Here is a 16,196-nt window from a genome sequence, read left to right on the forward strand (position 1 = left end):
GGGCGCACGCGCCCGGGCCCCGTACGGCTCGGCGGTGCGGAGTCCGTACGGTCCTCGCCCCCGCGGGGGAGGCGGGTCATCGCCCGGTGCCTCCGTAGACGACCGCCTCGTCGCTCTCGGTGTCCAGGCCGAACGCGGTGTGCACGGCGCGGACCGCCTCGGAGACGTCGTCCGCGCGGGTGACCACCGAGATGCGGATCTCGGAGGTCGAGATCAGCTCGATGTTCACGCCCGCGTCGCTGAGCGCCTCGAAGAAGGTGGCCGTGACGCCCGGGTTGGTCTTCATGCCCGCGCCGACGAGGGAGATCTTGCCGATCTGGTCGTCGTAGCGCAGGGAGTCGTAGCCGATCGCGGTCTTGCCCTTCTCCAGGGCGTCGATCGCCTTGCGGCCCTCGGTCTTCGGGAGAGTGAAGGAAATGTCGGTGAGCCCGGTCGAGGCGGCCGACACGTTCTGCACGACCATGTCGATGTTGATCTGGGCGTCGGCGATGGCGCGGAAGATCGAGGCGGCCTCGCCCGGCTTGTCCGGCACACCGACGACCGTGATCTTGGCCTCGGAGGTGTCGTGCGCGACTCCGGAGATGATGGCCTGCTCCACCTGCTTGTCCCCTTGCTCGATCGGCTCGCTGCTGACCCACGTACCGCGCAGCCCGCTGAAGGAGGAGCGGACGTGGATCGGGATGTTGTAGCGGCGCGCGTACTCCACGCAGCGGTGGAGCAGCACCTTGGACCCGGACGCGGCCAGCTCCAGCATGTCCTCGAAGGAGATCCAGTCGATCTTCCGGGCCTTCTTCACGACGCGCGGGTCGGCGGTGAACACGCCGTCGACGTCGGTGTAGATCTCGCAGACCTCGGCGTCGAGGGCGGCGGCCAGCGCAACGGCGGTCGTGTCGGAGCCGCCGCGCCCCAGGGTCGTGATGTCCTTCTTGTCCTGGCTCACACCCTGGAAACCGGCGACGATCGCGATGTTGCCCTCGTCCAGCGCGGTGCGGATGCGGCCGGGGGTGACATCGATGATCCGGGCCTTGTTGTGGACCGAGTCGGTGATGACTCCTGCCTGGCTGCCGGTGAAGCTCTGGGCCTCGTGGCCCAGGTTTTTGATCGCCATGGCCAGCAGGGCCATGGAGATCCGCTCTCCGGCGGTCAGCAGCATGTCGAATTCACGTCCGGCAGGCATCGGGGACACCTGCTCGGCGAGATCGATCAGCTCGTCCGTCGTGTCGCCCATCGCGGAAACGACGACAACCACCTGGTTGCCGTTCTTCTTCGCTTCCACGATCCGCTTGGCGACGCGCTTGATGCCTTCGGCATCGGCTACGGAGGAGCCTCCGTACTTCTGCACGACAAGGCCCACGTGCGCTCCTCGCTCAATCCGTCTCTTTCCGCACCCGCGCAGTGCCGGTGCGGTCGGCTCAGTCTATCGAGCGACCGAATTCCCCTTCCGGGATACCGCATGGTGAGATGTCCCGCTCCCATCGGGACCCTCCCCTTTTTCTACGGATCCTGGACGGAGGTACGACGGTTTTCACCGCCGCTTTCCGCGGGAAAGCCGGGCCGCTTCGAACGGCACCTGCCCCCGCCGCGCGCCCCCTACTCGGAAACGTGCCGCGTGTCACAGACACCGGCGCGGCCGGGCCCGCTACCTGACCGAGCGGAGTCCGAGCGGTGCCGCGATCTCCCGGGCCATGACCCGGCCCGCCTCCTCCGCGAGGGCGTCGTCGCCGAGGTCCTGGTCGGTGTCGAGCCCGTCCAGCTCCGCCAGGGGCTGGTTCAGCCGCACATGGGCGACCACGGACTGGAGGGCGCGCAGGGTCGCGGAGGCGGTGGAGCCCCAGTTGGAGAAGTACGAGAACTGCCACCACCACAGCGCCTCCGTGGTGCGGCCCGCGCGGTAGTGGGCCATGCCGTGGCGCAGGTCCGTGATGATGTCGGCCAGGTCGTCGGAGATACGGGCCGGGACGGAGGCCTGGCGCGGCTCGTAGGGGTCGAAGACCTCCGAGTAGACGTCGATCGGGTCGAGCATGACGGCGAAGCGTTCCCGCAGCTCGTCCACGTCCACGTCCGGGCCCGTGTCCGGCTCGTACCGCTCCTCGGGCACGATGTCCTCGTGCGCGCCCAGCCGTCCGCCCGCGAGCAGCAGCTGGGAGATCTCCAGCAGGAGGAAGGGGACGGCCGAGTCGGGTTCGTCGCCCTTGGCGACCTCCGTGACGGCGACCAGGAAACTCTCGACCTGGTCCGCGATCTGGACGGCGAAGTCGTCGGGGTCCTGCGTCGTGGAGTGCAGCGTGGCGTCAGACATCTAGGAGTCGTCTCCCCTCGAAGGCGCGGCCGAGGGTGACCTCGTCCGCGTATTCCAGGTCGCCGCCCACCGGGAGGCCGCTGGCCAGGCGGGTGACCTTGAGGCCCATGGGTTTGATCATGCGGGCGAGATAGGTGGCGGTGGCCTCGCCCTCCAGGTTGGGGTCCGTCGCCAGGATCAGTTCGGTGACCGTGCCGTCGGCCAGCCTGGCGAGCAGTTCCCTGATCCGCAGATCGTCCGGGCCGACGCCCTCGATGGGGCTGATCGCGCCGCCCAGGACGTGGTAGCGGCCGCGGAACTCACGGGTGCGTTCGATCGCGACGACGTCCTTCGGCTCCTCCACCACGCAGATCACCGCGGGGTCGCGGCGGGCGTCGCGGCAGATGCCGCAGAGTTCCTCCTGCGCCACATTGCCGCAGACGGCGCAGAAGCGGACCTTCGCCTTCACCTCCAGCAGCGCCTGGGCGAGCCGGCGGACGTCCGTCGGCTCGGCCGCGAGGACGTGGAAGGCGATCCGCTGGGCGCTCTTGGGACCGACGCCGGGCAGCCGCCCCAGCTCGTCGATGAGGTCCTGGACCACGCCTTCGTACAACGGAGTGCCTTTCCTGAAGGGCTTCGGCCTTGCTGACGTACATCCGCGGGTACCGCGGCCGGGCCGGGTTTCTTGGTACGTACGGTAGTTGGCCCTCGCCTTGCGCAGAAGGGACGGGCCGGTGGACTCAGAACGGCAGACCGGGGAGGCCGCCGCCACCGAGCCCCTGGGCCAGCGGGCCGAGCTTCTGCTGCTGGAGTGCCTGCGCGTTCTCGTTGGCCACCTGGACGGCCGCGACGATCAGGTCGGCGAGCGTCTCGGTGTCCTCGGGGTCGACCGCCTTGGGGTCGATCGCCAGGGCGCGCAGCTCCCCGGCGCCGGTGACGGTGGCCCTGACGAGGCCGCCGCCCGACTGGCCTTCGACCTCGGTCCGCGCCAGCTCCTCCTGGGCCTGCGCGAGGTCCTGCTGCATCTTCTGGGCCTGCTGGAGCAACTGCTGCATATTGGGCTGGCCACCACCGGGAATCACGATCAGCTCCTGGTCTCGTACGGGTTCGGCTGGCAGGTCGCGTACGGCTGTCAGGGCGGGGTTTTGCCGCCTGGCACGAGCCTACGTGGTCACCGGGAGGCTCGCTCCGGTAGTCCGTCCGGACCCGGGTCGCACGGATGGCGGCACTCTTTCGAGTGGCTTTTCGGGGCGGCCTCCCCCTGGCCCGGGCCCACTTCCGGGCGGAAATGCGGGGAAAGGCGGGCCCCGGCCGTCCGGGGGACGGTAGGAAGGGTCCGGCGCTTGAGCACCATGCGTCACTCGTCCGTCGCGGAGTGTGTACCGAGCGGCGGGTGCGCCCCGCGAAGCGACCATCGCGGAACATCGCGGAACGTCGGAGCCGTACGTAGGGAGTGCCGGGTGAGTCAGCCGGAGATGCAGCCCGAGGGTCCCCTCCAGGACGGCCGGGGCGACGGCGCGGCGGGCCCCCGGCCGGGCGACCTCGGGGGGCGGCCGTTTCCGCACGGCGACTGGGGGGAGCCCGCGGAGCGGCTGGACGAGCTGTACCGGTGGGTGGAGCGGCGGGCGCTGGAGACGGCGGCCTGGTATCTCGCGAACCGGGTGTGGAAGCGCCGGGTCGCCCGGGGCCTGCGCGGGGGCGCGGCGGCCGGGGTGGTGTGCGGGGCCGCGCTGCCGCTGCTCGACCAGACCGGGGTGACGGACCGGGCCGTGCCGTGGGCGTATCTGTCGCTGCTGCTGGGGATGGCGTGTGTCGCCGGGGACCGGTTCTTCGGGGTGACCTCCGGCTGGATGCGGGATGTGGCGACCGCCCAGGCCCTGGAACGGCGGTTGCAGGCACTCCAGTTCGATTGGGCGACCGAGAGCGTGCGGGAGGTGCTCGGGCCGACGGAGGGCACCGCGGGCGAGGCGGCGGAGCGCTGTCTGTCGGTGCTGCGGCGGTTCTGCGAGGACGTGACGGAGCTGATGCGGGCGGAGACCGCGGACTGGATGGTGGAGTTCCGCCGGGGGTCCGCGCCGCTGGTGCTCCAGTCGGTGGGCGCGACCGGTCCCCGGGCCGAGGCATCGGCCCCGGGCCGGTTCGCCCCGCCCACGGGGGCCCGCCCGAACATGCCACGCCAGCGGCCGCCGGATCCTCGATGAGGGGGCGTCGCGGGATCAGGTGTTGTCGTCGTCCGCGCAGAGGGGGGCCACCGCCGGGGCCGAGCACGGCAGATGGCCGTGGGCCCGGATGACGTCCTCGCCGGTGCTCTGGCCGACGTAGGCGAGGAAGCGGGCGGTGAGGGAGCCGGTGGGCGGGCGGCCGTAGGTGTAGGCGTACTCGACACCGCGGTAGGGGTAGCCGCTCCGGCGGTACTCGATGTCCTCGCCGGAGGCCGCGGCGCCGTCCAGGGACACCCGGCGCAGGCCCCGGTGGCCGAGGGCGAGGTTGAGTTCGCTGTAGCCGATCGCGCCCGGGATCGCGGCCACCCGGTCCAGCACCTCCTGGGTGGAGCCGAGTTCGCAGCGCGTCACCGGCGCGGACCGGTCGTCCCGGTGCACGCAGTCCAGGGAGGTGCTGGGGACCCGCTCCCAGGTGCCGAGCACCCGGCGCTGGAAGATCTGGCGGGTGCCGGAGTCGGCGGTCCGGCTGACCAGCACCACGGGCAGGTCGGGCAGCCGGGGGTCGAGCTGCCTCCAGCGGGTGATCCGGCCGTCGTAGATGCGGCGCACCTGGGCCAGGGAGAGCCCGCGCCCCAGGTCGACGTCCTCGTTGACGACCAGGGTGAAGGCGGAGACGGCGATCCGGCTGCCGGTGAGATCACGGGCCGCGTCGGCCCTCGGGGTGGCACCGTCGGAGAACGCGATCAGGGCGGGGGCGTGCCGGGAACGGGGGCGCAGGGCGGTGAGTTCGCCGACCCCGGCCTCGCTGCCGTGGGCGTCCACCGTGATGTCGGCGCCCGCGCACTTCTTCCCGTACTCCTGCGCCAGCTCCCGCACCACGGGCGCGAAGGCCGTCGACCCGGTGACCGTCAGGGTGCCCCGGGCGCAGCCCAGGGGGAGCGGGTGGTCGTCGCGGGCGATGACGATACCGGCGAGGGTGAGGACGCTGAGGGTGAGCGTGATGCTGATGAGCCGGGCGGCCCGGCTGAACAGCGGCGGCTGTTCGTCCGGGGTGGCGCTGCGGTTGGGATGCACCTCGCCCTCACGGATGCCGCCGGTGAGCCGTATCCCGCTGCCCACGTCGCCGCCGGACAGCAGCACCAGCAGCTTGAAGTGGTCGCCCCGGTTGAGCGGGACGCGCGGGATGCGGAGCCGGTTGCCCTCGTAGCCGAAGCCGCGCTCCGCGGTGAAGTGGTCCATCAGATGGTCGGCGTCGGTCGGCTGGGTGACCGACACCCCGCGGATGGTGCGGTCCGTGAACACCGCGGTCAGGCCGTGGGGTTCGGGTCCGGTGTAGTCGCCGCCGTCGATGCCCTGGGAGCCGTCGTTCTCGATGCGCAGCAGGACGAGCGTCGCGTCCGCCATGCCCGGGGTCTCGTCGAAGAGGCCGAGGCGGCGGTTGGCGCGGCCGGAGCGGACGTCGTCGCCGATCGGGTTGTCCATCTGGACGCGGTAGCCGACGCGTTTGCGGCGCGGCACCCGGCGTTCGTACCAGACCATGGCGCCGGACGCGACGATGCCGAGGACCGCGGTCCCCACGGCCACGATGTTCTCTGCGCTGAACCACTGCACCGCGGGTCCCCCGAAACTCCCCGGAGCCGATCGTGGGGTCACGGTACGGTCCGCCGGTGCGGGTGGGCAGGGGACGGCGGCGGAAGTCGGTATGACGTTCAACCAGCCTGTGGGTTACGTGACTTCAGTTCTCTTTGGCATAGGTGAGGGATTCGCCGTCGCCGGTGTTCACCCGGCGGAGGCGGCCGTCCGGCAGGAGCGACAGCTCGGTGGCCGCGCCGGGGGTGCAGGCCGAGGCGGGGCGGGCCGCCGCGACCGTGGAGGGCCCGATCGCCAACGAGCCGTCCGCGCGGGGCGGTCCGGACAGCTCGGCCCGGAAGACGCAGCGGTAGCCGCCGCCCGCGGAGGGGCCCTCCGCGGTCAGCGAGAGCACCGGGTCGCCCACCCCGCCCTGCGCGATGACCAGCCGCCGGGTGTTGCGGCCGCCCCCGTGGTCGATGGCGGCGGTCCAGGTGCCGAGGAAGGCGCCGGGCACGGCACCGCGCGCGGAGGGGCTCGCGGAGGGCGCGGGGGTCGCCGGAGCGGCGGTCTCCGGGGCGGGGGTGTCCGGAGCGGGGGCCGCGGACGCGGCGGAGGGGCCGTGCTCGTGGCCGCGGCCGTGCGTGCCGGTCCCGTCGCCCTGCATCAGCGCGTACACCGAACCACCCGCCCCGAGCGCGACCACCAGCGCGGCGACCAGCAGCGCGGCGCTGGAACGCCGGCTCCTGCGGCGCGGCTCCTGGGGACCGCCATAGGAGTACGGCCCGTACGGCTGGACCGGGCCGAAGCCGCCGTGGCCGTAGCCGGGCGGCTGGGGGTGCTGCTGGGGAAAGCCGTAGCCGCCGCCCGGCGCGGGCGGCTCCCCGGAGAAGACCGGCCGCCCGTCCGAGGGGATCCCGTAGGGAGACCCGCCCGCGTACGCCTGACCGGCCCGGTACGGCACATCACCCCGGTACGGCGCGTCGCCCCCGTACGGCGCGTCGCCCCCGTACGGCACATCGGCCGCGGACGCGTGCTCGGGCGCCACTTCGGGATCGGGCGCTGCTTCGGGATCGGGCGCTGCTTCGGGGGTGGCGGGGGGCGAGTGGAGGGTGGCGGGCGGCGCCGGGGGGCGGGCGGGGGGTACGCCCGGCAGGGACGTGGCCGCGGGCGCCCCGGAGTTGGCGGGAAACGGCGAGTGGCGGGCCGAGGGCACCTCGGGGTTGGTAGGCGCGGCCGGGAGCCGCTTGGTGAGGTGCGCGGGGGGCCAGGGGCCCGACGCTCCGGACGCCGGGGCCGCACCGGCGGACGGAACACCGGGCCAACCGGCCTCGGCCTCGGCTTCCGCCTCCGCCCCCGCCCCCGGCTCCGCCTCCGCCCCGGTCTCTGCCTCTGCCCCCACCTCTGCCCCCGCTTCCGCCTCCGCGGAGTCTGCGGCTTCCGGGCCCGTGGCCCCCCGGCCGGGGCTTGAGGGGCGCTCGCTCAGGCCTACGGCACTCCCGGCTGGACTCGCGGTCCCCTCGCCGGGTTCTACGGCGCTCCCGGCGGGGCCCACGCCATGAACGCCACCGTGCGCACCCTCCGCGGCGGAGCCCGCCGCACCCCCCGGAAAGCCCCCCGAAAGGCCCGTCGCTGAGCCCCCCGCAGAGCCCTCCACACCCCCGGCGGAGCCCTCCCCGTACCGCCCCAGCCGGGCCGTCAGGGAGGCCGGGAGCCAGGGGGTGGAGGTGGGGCCCTGGGTGAGGGTGTGGTCGGGGTCGGTGCGGGTCAGGATCTCGGTGGGGGTGGGGCGGGCCGCCGGGTCCTTGCGGAGGCAGGCGCGGACGAGGTCGGCGAGGCTCTCCGGCACGCCCGTCAGGTCGGGCTCCTCCTGGGCGATGCGGAACATCAGGGCGTGCAGCCCGCTGTCCCCGCCGCCGAAGGGAAGGGCGCCCGTGGCCGCGTAGGCGAGGACCGAGCCCAGGGAGAACACGTCGCACGCGGGCGTGACGCGGTCGCCGCGCACCTGTTCGGGCGCCAGGAAGCCGGGCGCGCCCACCGGTGCGCCGGTCCGGGTGAGCCCCGCGCCGCCCGGGGAGTCCAGGGCGCGGCCGATGCCGAAGTCGACGACCCGGGGCCCGTCGGTGGTCACCAGCACATTGGAGGGCTTGAGATCGTGGTGGACGATCCCGGCCGTGTGGATGTCCCGCAGGGCGTGGGCGAGCCCGGCGGCCAGGACGCGGACGGACCGTTCGGGCAGGGCTCCGTGGTCCCGGGAGACGACCGTCTGGAGGGCGGGTCCCGCGACATAGGCGGTGGCGACCCAGGGGACATCGGCCTCGGTGTCCGCGTCCAGGACGGGCGCGGTCCAGTGCCCGCCGACCCGCCGGGCGGCCCGCACCTCCCGCCGGAAGCGCGCCCGGAAGTCCTCCTGCCCGGCCAGTTCCCGCCGGACGAGTTTCACGGCGACCGTGCGGCCCCGGTCGGAGCGGGCCGCGTACACGTCGCCCAGGCCGCCGGCCCCGAGCCGGGCGAGCAGCCGATAGGCCCCGGCGCTCCCCCGGAGCCCGAAGCCCGGCGGGATTCCCAGCGGATCCCCGCCCCCCGGCTTCTCCATCGCCGCCTCACCTACCCCCTGCGTGCGCGGCCCCGCGTGGCCACGGACAGCCAGAGGATAACCACAGAGCGGCACCACCCCGCGAAGAGTCGGCCACCGGGGCCCGGTTCCGTCATCTGTCGACAGACTGTCGTGTTCCGGGCCCGACCGCAGACAGGACGCCGGTGTCGCGCACCGGCAGCGAACTCCTACGCTCGGGCGCATGACGCCTCAGACCGACCCCCAGGCCGGCGCCGCCGTCAAGGCCGCGGACCGTGCGCATGTCTTCCACTCCTGGTCAGCGCAGGATCTCATCGACCCGCTCGCCGTCGCCGGTGCGGAGGGGTCGTACTTCTGGGACTTCGACGGCAACCGCTACCTCGACCTGTCGAGCGGACTGGTCTTCACCAACATCGGCTACCAGCACCCGAAGGTCGTCGCCGCGATCCAGGAGCAGGCCGCCTCCCTGACCACCTTCGCGCCCGCCTTCGCGGTCCAGGCGCGTTCGGAGGCCGCCCGGCTGATCGCCGAGCGCACCCCCGGCGACCTCGACAAGATCTTCTTCACCAATGGTGGCGCCGACGCGGTGGAGCACGCCGTGCGCATGGCGCGGATCCACACCGGGCGCCCCAAGGTGCTGTCCGCCTACCGCTCGTACCACGGCGGCACCCAGCAGGCCGTGAACCTCACCGGTGACCCGCGCCGCTGGCCCTCCGACAGCGGCGCGGCGGGCGTGGTCCGCTTCTGGGCGCCCTTCCTGTACCGCTCCCGCTTCTACGCGGAGACGGAGCAGCAGGAGTGCGAGCGGGCGCTGGAGCACCTGGAGACGACCATCGCCTACGAGGGCCCCGGGACGATCGCCGCGATCATCCTGGAGAGCGTGCCGGGCACCGCCGGGATCATGGTGCCGCCGCCGGGTTATCTCGCGGGCGTGCGCGCCCTGTGCGACAAGTACGGGATCGTCTTCGTTCTGGACGAGGTGATGTCCGGATTCGGGCGCACCGGCCGCTGGTTCGCGGCGGACCTGTTCGACGTGGTCCCGGACCTGATGACCTTCGCCAAGGGCGTGAACTCCGGGTATGTGCCGCTCGGCGGTGTCGCCATATCCGGGCGGATCGCGGAGACCTTCGGCAGGCGGCCGTACCCGGGCGGGCTGACGTACTCGGGGCATCCGCTGGCGTGCGCGGCGGCCGTGGCGACGATCGGGGTGATGGCCGAGGAGGGCGTCGTCGAGAACGCGGCGGAGCTGGGCGCCTCGGTGGTGGAGCCGGGCCTGCGCAGGCTGGCCGAGCGCCACCCGTGCGTGGGCGAGGTGCGCGGGGTGGGCATGTTCTGGGCCCTGGAGCTGGTGCGGAACAGGGAGACCCGCGAGCCGCTGGTGCCGTACAACGCGGCCGGGGAGGCGGCCAGGCCGATGGGTGCGTTCGCCGCCGCCATGAAGGCGAACGGCGTCTGGCCGTTCGTGAACATGAACCGGACGCATGTGGTCCCGCCGTGCAACGCGACGGAGGCCGAGCTGAAGGAGGGGCTGGCGGCGCTGGACGCGGCGCTCTCGGTGGCGGACGAGTACACCGAGTAGGACCCGGAATCCCCGGACCCTCGAACGCGTATGGTGGCGTGCTCGTAGATGTGTGCGAGCACGCCACCCTTTTGCGACGAGGGAGATACCCGACCATGCCCGGCAGCACCGGAAACGGCGCGGTGACCCGCAGCACCTTGCGGCAGCAGATCGCGGACGCGCTCCGCGACGAGGTGCTGGCCGGCCGGCTCCAGCCGGGGCAGGAGTTCACCGTGAAGGAGATCGCCGACCAGTACGGCGTCTCCGCGACACCGGTCCGCGAGGCCCTGGTGGACCTGTCGGCGCAGGGCCTGCTGGACGCCGTGCAGCACCGCGGTTTCGAGGTGCACTCCTACTCCCTGGACGACTACCGCGGCATGATCGAGGCGCGCGGCCTGGTCACGGACGGCCTCTTCCGCCGTCTGCTCGACAACGACGGCCGGGCCGCCCTCGACGGGCCGCCGCTGGCCGCCGCCCTGGCCGCGGTGCGCCGCCGCGGCGAGGAGGCCCAGCGGGCCGCCGCGGCCGGTGAGCTGAACATCCTCATCGGCTACGACCTGCGTTTCTGGCGGGAGCTGAGCGCCCTGTACAGCAACCCCTACCTGGCCGGGTTCCTGCACCGGCTGCGGGTGCAGTCCTGGGTGTGCACGGTCCAGCATCTGCGCGGGGCCGCCCCGCTCGGGGGCCGTCTGTGGTCCGGGTACACCGAGGTCGTCGACGCGCTCGCCCGCCGTGACGCCGTCGCGGCGCAGGACCGGGTCGCCGCGTACAACGCGCACTGCCGCGGTCTGCTCGAAGGGCCGGACGCCGGATGAGCCGGACCGAGGGCGCGCACGTCCTACAGAACATGCCGTCCGTCTCCCCCAGCATGCCGTCCGCCGCCGTCGATCTGTCCGTCGTCGTGCCCGCCTACAACGAGGAGGAGCGGCTCGCCCCCACCCTCGACGCGATCGCCGCACATCTGCGCGAGCACGAGAACCGCTTCGGCGCGTGGGAGGTCCTCGTCGTCGACGACGGCTCCACCGACGCCACCCGGGACGTGGTGACCGCGGCCTCGGCCCGCGACCGGCGCATCCGGCTCGTCACCAGCCCCCGCAACCGCGGCAAGGGCCATGCCCTGCGCCTCGGGGTGCTCGCCTCGGCGGGCCGACGGGTGCTGCTCACGGACGCCGATCTGGCCGCCCCGATCGAGCAGTTGGAACTGCTGGACAAGGCGCTGGCCGAGGGGAACGCGGCGGCGGTCGGCTCCCGCACGGTGGCGGGCGCGACCATCGAACGGCACCAGAGCGCCGCCCGGGAGTTCCTCGGGCGGGCCGGGAACTGGCTGATACGCCGGGTCGCGGTGCCCGGCGTCCGCGACACCCAGTGCGGTTTCAAGCTGTTCGACGGCGACCGGGCGCGGGAGGCGTTCGCCGCGTCCCGGCTGACCGGCTGGGGCATCGACGTGGAGATACTCCAGCACTTCCGGCGCGCGGGCTGGCCGGTCGCCGAGGTGCCGGTGCGCTGGGCGCACCAGCCCGGCTCCAAGGTCCGCCCGCTGGACTACCTCCGGGTCCTCGCCGAGCTGACCGCGCTGAAGCTCCGCGCGGTCCGCCCCGCGGACGTCCTCGCGGCCGCCGCCTTCCTGCTGATGGCGGTGGCGCTGTACTCGGGCCGCTGGGCGGACCCGGCCCACCGCTATCTCCCGGACTCGTTGCAGGACCAGAACCAGTGGGAGTGGTTCTTCGCGGTGACGGCCGACCATGTGGCCCATCTCCGCAACCCCTTCTTCACCACCCTCCAGGGCTTCCCGGACGGGGTGAACCTCATGGCCAACACGGTCATGCTGGGCCTGACCGTGCCCTTCGCGCCGGTCACCCTCGCGCTGGGGCCCGCCGTCTCCCTCGCCCTGGTGACGACCCTGGGGCTGGCCGCGACCGCCACCGCCTGGTACGCGCTGATCGTCCGGCGGGTCGTACGGCACCGGGGCGCGGCCTTCACCGGCGCGGCCCTCGCGGCCTTCGCTCCCCCGATGGTCAGCCACGCCAACGCGCATCCCAACTTCGTGGTGCTGTTCATGATCCCGCCGATCGTGGAGCGGACGCTGCGGCTGTGCGCGGGCACCCGGGTGGTGCGGGACGGGGTGGTCCTCGGGCTGATGGCCGCGTACCAGATCTTCCTGGGCGAGGAGCCGCTGCTGCTGGCGGCCCTCGGCATGGTGCTGTTCGCGGCCGCGTACGCGGTGGTGCGGCCGGAGGTGGCGAAGGCGGCCGTGCGCCCGCTGCTGAAGGGGACGGCGATCGCGGCCGCGGTGTGCCTCCCGCTGCTCGCGCTGCCGCTGTACTGGCAGTTCTTCGGCCCGCAGAGCTATACGCGGGTGCTGCACGCCCCGAACATGGGCAACAGCCCCCGGGCGCTGCTGTCCTTCGCGGAACGCTCCCTGGTCGCGGGCGACCGCACGACGGCGGACGCGCTGTCCCCGAACCCCACCGAGCAGAACGCCTTCTACGGCTGGCCGCTGGCGCTGGTGGCGTTCGCGTTCGTCGTACGGCTGTGGGAGCGCCCGCTGGTCAAGGCGCTGGCCTTCACCGCGGCGGCCGCCGGGCTGCTCTCGCTGGGCCCGCGGTTCGGGATCCCGCTGACGCACATGACGGTCCCGGGCCCCTGGGCGCTGTTCGCGCATCTGCCCCTGTTCGAGTCGGTCATCGAGGGCCGGGTGGCGATGGTGTGCGCGCCCGCGCTCGGCATGCTGCTGGCGGTGGCGGTGGAGCGGCTGGTGCACACTCCGCGCGTCGGCCGCCAGTTCCTGGGCCTGACCGCGGTCGCCGCGGCGCTCATCCCGATCCTCCCGGCCCCGCTGCGGTCGGTGGAGCGGGCCCCCGTGCCGTCCTTCATCGCGGACGGCACCTGGCGGGCCTACGTCGGCAAGGACGAGACCCTGGTGCCGGTGCCGCTGCCCGACTCGGGCAACGCGGAGGCCCTGCACTGGCAGACCGCGGCGGGCCTCGGCTTCCGGCTGCCCGGCGGCTACTTCAACGGCCCCTACGGCCCCGAGCGCGTCGGCATCTACGGCGCCTCCCCCCGCTTCACCTCCAGCATGCTGCGCGATGTCAGCTTCACCGGGGTGGCGCCGGTGATCGGCAAGAACTGGCGGGCGCAGGCGCGGGCCGACTTCGCGTACTGGAAGGCGGGGGTGCTGGTGCTGCCTCCGCAGCCGTACCAGGACCGGCTGCGCGAGACGGTGGACCTGCTGGTGGGGCGGCCCGGTAAGTGGGTGGGCGGCGTATGGGTATGGGACCTGCACGAGGCGGGGCGTCCGGCCCCCGCGCGCACTACGCTGCCTGCACCACACCGATGACCCGAGGAGCTTACTGTTGGCCTGTGATCTGTGGCTGGTCCCGCTCGTCGACGTGCTGTGCCACACCCCCGACAACCCGTTCGCCGAGGAACTCGCCCTCTACGACAAGGCGCTGGGCGAGGCCGGGCTGCCACCGGTTCCGGTGTACCAGTACATGCCGGGGCTGACCGGCGAGGTGGCGCCGGTCGCGGGCTTCGACTACGACGCGCTGCACTTCCTGCGCCGCGCCCATCTGCTCCAGCTGTGCGGGCTCGCCGTGACCCCGGTCGACGAACTCGGCGGCGACTACGAGCAGCTGCTGGAGATGTTCGAGTCCACGGCCCAGCAGTCGCATCTGGTGTGGCACTACGACCATGCGGGCGCCTATGTGCCGGTGGACTTCCCGCACCCCCTGTCCAACGACGAACTCCTCACCGGCGGGGGCCCCCTGGGCTCCTCCCAGGCACTGCTGCGGGAGCTGGAGTCGGTGGCGGCGGCGATCGGCATCGACCCGGCGAACCCCCCGGCGGCCCCCGACGCCCCGCTCTCCCCCACGGCCCTGGAGGAACCGGCCAGGCCCGCCCCCTACGACCCGAGCCCCTTCGCCCGCGAACGGCACGTCTGGCTGGGCCTGCACGCGGCGGCAACGCGGAGCCTCGCCCAGGGCTCGATGATCGTCTTCAGCTGAGGCCGGTGCGGGGCACCCCCGTGGGGTGCCCCGGACCGTTGCCGATCACCGCTGACGCGGCAGCCTGATGGTCCGCACGAGGGCCATGTCCGCGTACAGGTCCGGGTCGGCGGTCAGCACATGGCGTCCGTCGGGCCAGTCCGCGGTCGGGCGGGACAGGTGGACCGCATGGCCCAGCCGCCACTGCACGCCCTGGCGCAGCAGCGCGCCGACCGTGGAGGCGCCCGCGAAGTCCAGCTCGACGATCTCGACCGCGGGCAGGGCCCCGACGTGCTCGGCGAGCCCCTTGCGCATCCCGTCGGCGGCGGCCAGGCAGAGCGCGGGGACGTACACGTGCCGGGTGGGGCCGTGCTCGGTGTTGGCGACGAACTGCGAGGCGAGCGAATTCCCCGAGCCCAGCGCCAGCAGGGCCGACTCGTCGAAGACGACGCCCGTGGACCCGTTCTTCGGCCCGCTCACAGGCTGTCCACGGGCCGGCCGGCCTCAAGGTCCTGCCAGACCTTCTCCACCCTGTCGTGGTCCTCGTCGGTGAAGGTGACGCCGAAGTGCGTCTCGCAGTACGCCTTGGCATCCTCGTACCGCTTGCGCAGCTCCTCCTTCGTGGGCGTGGCTCCCGCCAGCTCGGCGATCAGGTCGCGCATGGTCATCCCGCGCTCGCGGGCGAGCACCATGAGGCGGTCGCGGACGGCGGGGTCGACCTTGACGGTGGTGTCAGCCATGACGACAGTATACCGCCGGTATACCGTCTCGGGTCGTTCCAGTAAGGCGGTCATCGCAGCTCCCTCTGTGGGGGGTTGACCCGGTGGCACGGACATGTGCCCCGGGAGTTCATGTGCCTCAGGCGGGCGCGGGGTGGCCCCGCAGCAGGGACAGGGCGAGTGCGCCGCCTCTGCGGGCGGCTTCGCGGTAGGCGGTGGCGCCGGGAGTGCGGCTCTCGACCCCCACGGTCGTGACCGGCTCGGTCACCGGTGGCGACGGGCGTTTGCGGCGCAGGCGGTTCTCCAGCAGGGCGCGTGGTGAGTGCACCCGCGACGGCAGTCCGTCCGTCAGTGCCGCCCGCACCTGGGCGCTGGTCGCGCCCGCGTCCCACCACTCCTCCACCAGCGGCGCGAGCCGTAACGCGTCGGCCGCGCCGAGCGTGAGCCCCGGATGACTTCGCCCCAGGGAGTTGAGCAGCCGCGCGGCGAGCGCGGTCCGTTCGGTCGGACCGGTGCCCGCGTCGGGGGGCGGGGAGGGAGGGTCTTGCTCCCGGGTCTTTTCCCCCGTAGGGGGAGTGCCCGACGGCGCGGAGGGCGGCTCACCGGAGGCCGGATTCTGGGCTTCCCCGGATTCACCCGCCGGTGGCTCGTCCTCGTACGGAGTGTCGAACACCTCGTAGACGGTGGAGAGATGGCCGGTCTCCCGGTCCTTGTGCACCACCCGCCGCAGATACCGGGATTCCTCCAGCTCATGCAGGGCGGAGGCGATCCGGGCCCGCCCTTCCCTGCGCTGGTCCGCGAGGGTGCGGATGGTGACGCGGGCGTCCTTCGGGAGGCTCAATAGGTACGTCAGTACGCCCACCGCACACCACGAGATGCTGCGATCGCGGAGGAGAGCATTGGAGAAGACGGAAAAAGAACGCGTGGGCGTCGTACGATGGATGCGCATTGGGAGGTTGGTTCCTGGTGTCGGGCCCCCGGGTGTTGCCGCATCGCGGGGGCAACTCGATGCTGGCGTGACTCTATGGGCACGCAAAGCAACCCCCGCAAGCCGAACAGGGCTTTTCCAGGCGGACGTTCACACATTTCACTCCGGGGAGTGAAAGCGGTGCACGGGAACGCGCAGGGCCGGGAGCAGGGGTTTCGCGAAGCGGTGCGCAGCCGCGGTGAGACGCTCGACCCCCTCGGCCCAGAAGCACACAAGCACAGGAACACGCCGTGGGGGGGGCCCCCGGCCGCCCCCCCCCCGGGGGGGGGGGGGCCGCGCCCAACCCCGGGCCGGTCTGGGTCCGCTTCCACGGGGTGGCCCCGCAGTCCGCCGGGGTGTGGGCGCCCGGGGGCGGCACGGAGTC

14 protein-coding genes are annotated in these 16,196 nt (G+C 73.0%); 5 read left to right on the forward strand and 9 right to left on the reverse strand.

From position 1 onward, the window contains the following. Window positions 1-76: 76 nt before the first annotated feature. The 4 genes from ACIHAA_RS21495 to ACIHAA_RS21510 all read right to left on the reverse strand — a co-directional run bounded on the left by ACIHAA_RS21495 (window position 77) and on the right by ACIHAA_RS21510 (window position 3,360). On the reverse strand, window positions 77-1,354 hold the full coding sequence (locus tag ACIHAA_RS21495; RefSeq protein ID WP_399819456.1) for an aspartate kinase: 1,278 nt from the start codon (window positions 1,352-1,354) through the stop codon (window positions 77-79). A gap of 285 nt (window positions 1,355-1,639) precedes the next feature. After that, entirely contained in the window at window positions 1,640-2,299 is a 660-nt protein-coding gene (locus ACIHAA_RS21500; RefSeq protein ID WP_399819458.1) for a DUF5063 domain-containing protein, read from the reverse strand. After that, window positions 2,292-2,891: a recombination mediator RecR gene (recR, locus tag ACIHAA_RS21505; protein ID WP_399819460.1), complete on the reverse strand. Its 600-nt coding sequence runs from the start codon at window positions 2,889-2,891 to the stop codon at window positions 2,292-2,294. The genes ACIHAA_RS21500 and recR overlap by 8 nt, the downstream gene beginning before the upstream one ends. Before the next feature lie 127 nt (window positions 2,892-3,018). After that, window positions 3,019-3,360 carry a YbaB/EbfC family nucleoid-associated protein gene (locus ACIHAA_RS21510; protein ID WP_399819462.1) on the reverse strand — a complete coding sequence of 114 codons (342 nt, stop codon included), beginning with the start codon at window positions 3,358-3,360 and terminating at the stop codon, window positions 3,019-3,021. 378 nt (window positions 3,361-3,738) lie between these two features. Between ACIHAA_RS21510 and ACIHAA_RS21515 the strand changes: the two genes are divergently transcribed. Next, the gene (locus ACIHAA_RS21515) at window positions 3,739-4,479 is read left to right on the forward strand and encodes an SLATT domain-containing protein (protein ID WP_399819464.1); all 741 of its coding nucleotides are present in this window, start codon (window positions 3,739-3,741) and stop codon (window positions 4,477-4,479) included. A gap of 15 nt (window positions 4,480-4,494) precedes the next feature. On the opposite strand, the gene ACIHAA_RS21520 is transcribed toward ACIHAA_RS21515, so the two are convergent. Continuing rightward, on the reverse strand, window positions 4,495-6,051 hold the full coding sequence (locus tag ACIHAA_RS21520; RefSeq protein ID WP_399819466.1) for a PstS family phosphate ABC transporter substrate-binding protein: 1,557 nt from the start codon (window positions 6,049-6,051) through the stop codon (window positions 4,495-4,497). Between the two features lie 124 nt (window positions 6,052-6,175). Next, window positions 6,176-8,605, reverse strand: coding sequence for a protein kinase (locus ACIHAA_RS21525; RefSeq protein WP_399819468.1), 2,430 nt, complete (start codon window positions 8,603-8,605; stop codon window positions 6,176-6,178). 202 nt (window positions 8,606-8,807) lie between these two features. Between ACIHAA_RS21525 and ACIHAA_RS21530 the strand changes: the two genes are divergently transcribed. The 4 genes from ACIHAA_RS21530 (at window position 8,808) to ACIHAA_RS21545 (ending at window position 14,146) form a co-directional block, all read left to right on the forward strand. Then, a complete protein-coding gene (locus ACIHAA_RS21530; protein WP_399819470.1) occupies window positions 8,808-10,163 on the forward strand; it encodes an aspartate aminotransferase family protein in 1,356 nt (451 codons plus the stop codon). Window positions 10,164-10,258: 95 nt separating this feature from the next. Beyond that, a complete protein-coding gene (locus ACIHAA_RS21535; RefSeq protein WP_399819472.1) occupies window positions 10,259-10,957 on the forward strand; it encodes a GntR family transcriptional regulator in 699 nt (232 codons plus the stop codon). A gap of 32 nt (window positions 10,958-10,989) precedes the next feature. Next, window positions 10,990-13,479, forward strand: a complete 2,490-nt coding sequence (locus ACIHAA_RS21540) for a glycosyltransferase (protein WP_399819504.1) — start codon at window positions 10,990-10,992, stop codon at window positions 13,477-13,479. A gap of 16 nt (window positions 13,480-13,495) precedes the next feature. Next, window positions 13,496-14,146, forward strand: a complete 651-nt coding sequence (locus tag ACIHAA_RS21545) for a hypothetical protein (RefSeq protein ID WP_399819475.1) — start codon at window positions 13,496-13,498, stop codon at window positions 14,144-14,146. A 45-nt stretch (window positions 14,147-14,191) separates the two neighbouring features. Here ACIHAA_RS21545 and ACIHAA_RS21550 read toward each other — a convergent pair whose 3' ends face one another. The 3 genes from ACIHAA_RS21550 to ACIHAA_RS21560 all read right to left on the reverse strand — a co-directional run bounded on the left by ACIHAA_RS21550 (window position 14,192) and on the right by ACIHAA_RS21560 (window position 15,685). Next, entirely contained in the window at window positions 14,192-14,605 is a 414-nt protein-coding gene (locus tag ACIHAA_RS21550) for a hypothetical protein (RefSeq protein WP_399819477.1), read from the reverse strand. Next, a complete protein-coding gene (locus ACIHAA_RS21555; RefSeq protein ID WP_399819479.1) occupies window positions 14,602-14,865 on the reverse strand; it encodes a hypothetical protein in 264 nt (87 codons plus the stop codon). Before ACIHAA_RS21555 ends, ACIHAA_RS21550 begins: the two co-directional genes overlap by 4 nt. Before the next feature lie 118 nt (window positions 14,866-14,983). Next, window positions 14,984-15,685 carry a hypothetical protein gene (locus ACIHAA_RS21560; protein WP_399819481.1) on the reverse strand — a complete coding sequence of 234 codons (702 nt, stop codon included), beginning with the start codon at window positions 15,683-15,685 and terminating at the stop codon, window positions 14,984-14,986. Between the last annotated feature and the right edge of the window lie 511 nt (window positions 15,686-16,196).

Source organism: Streptomyces sp. NPDC052040, from assembly GCF_044548405.1.
Taxonomy (GTDB): Bacteria; Actinomycetota; Actinomycetes; order Streptomycetales; family Streptomycetaceae; genus Streptomyces.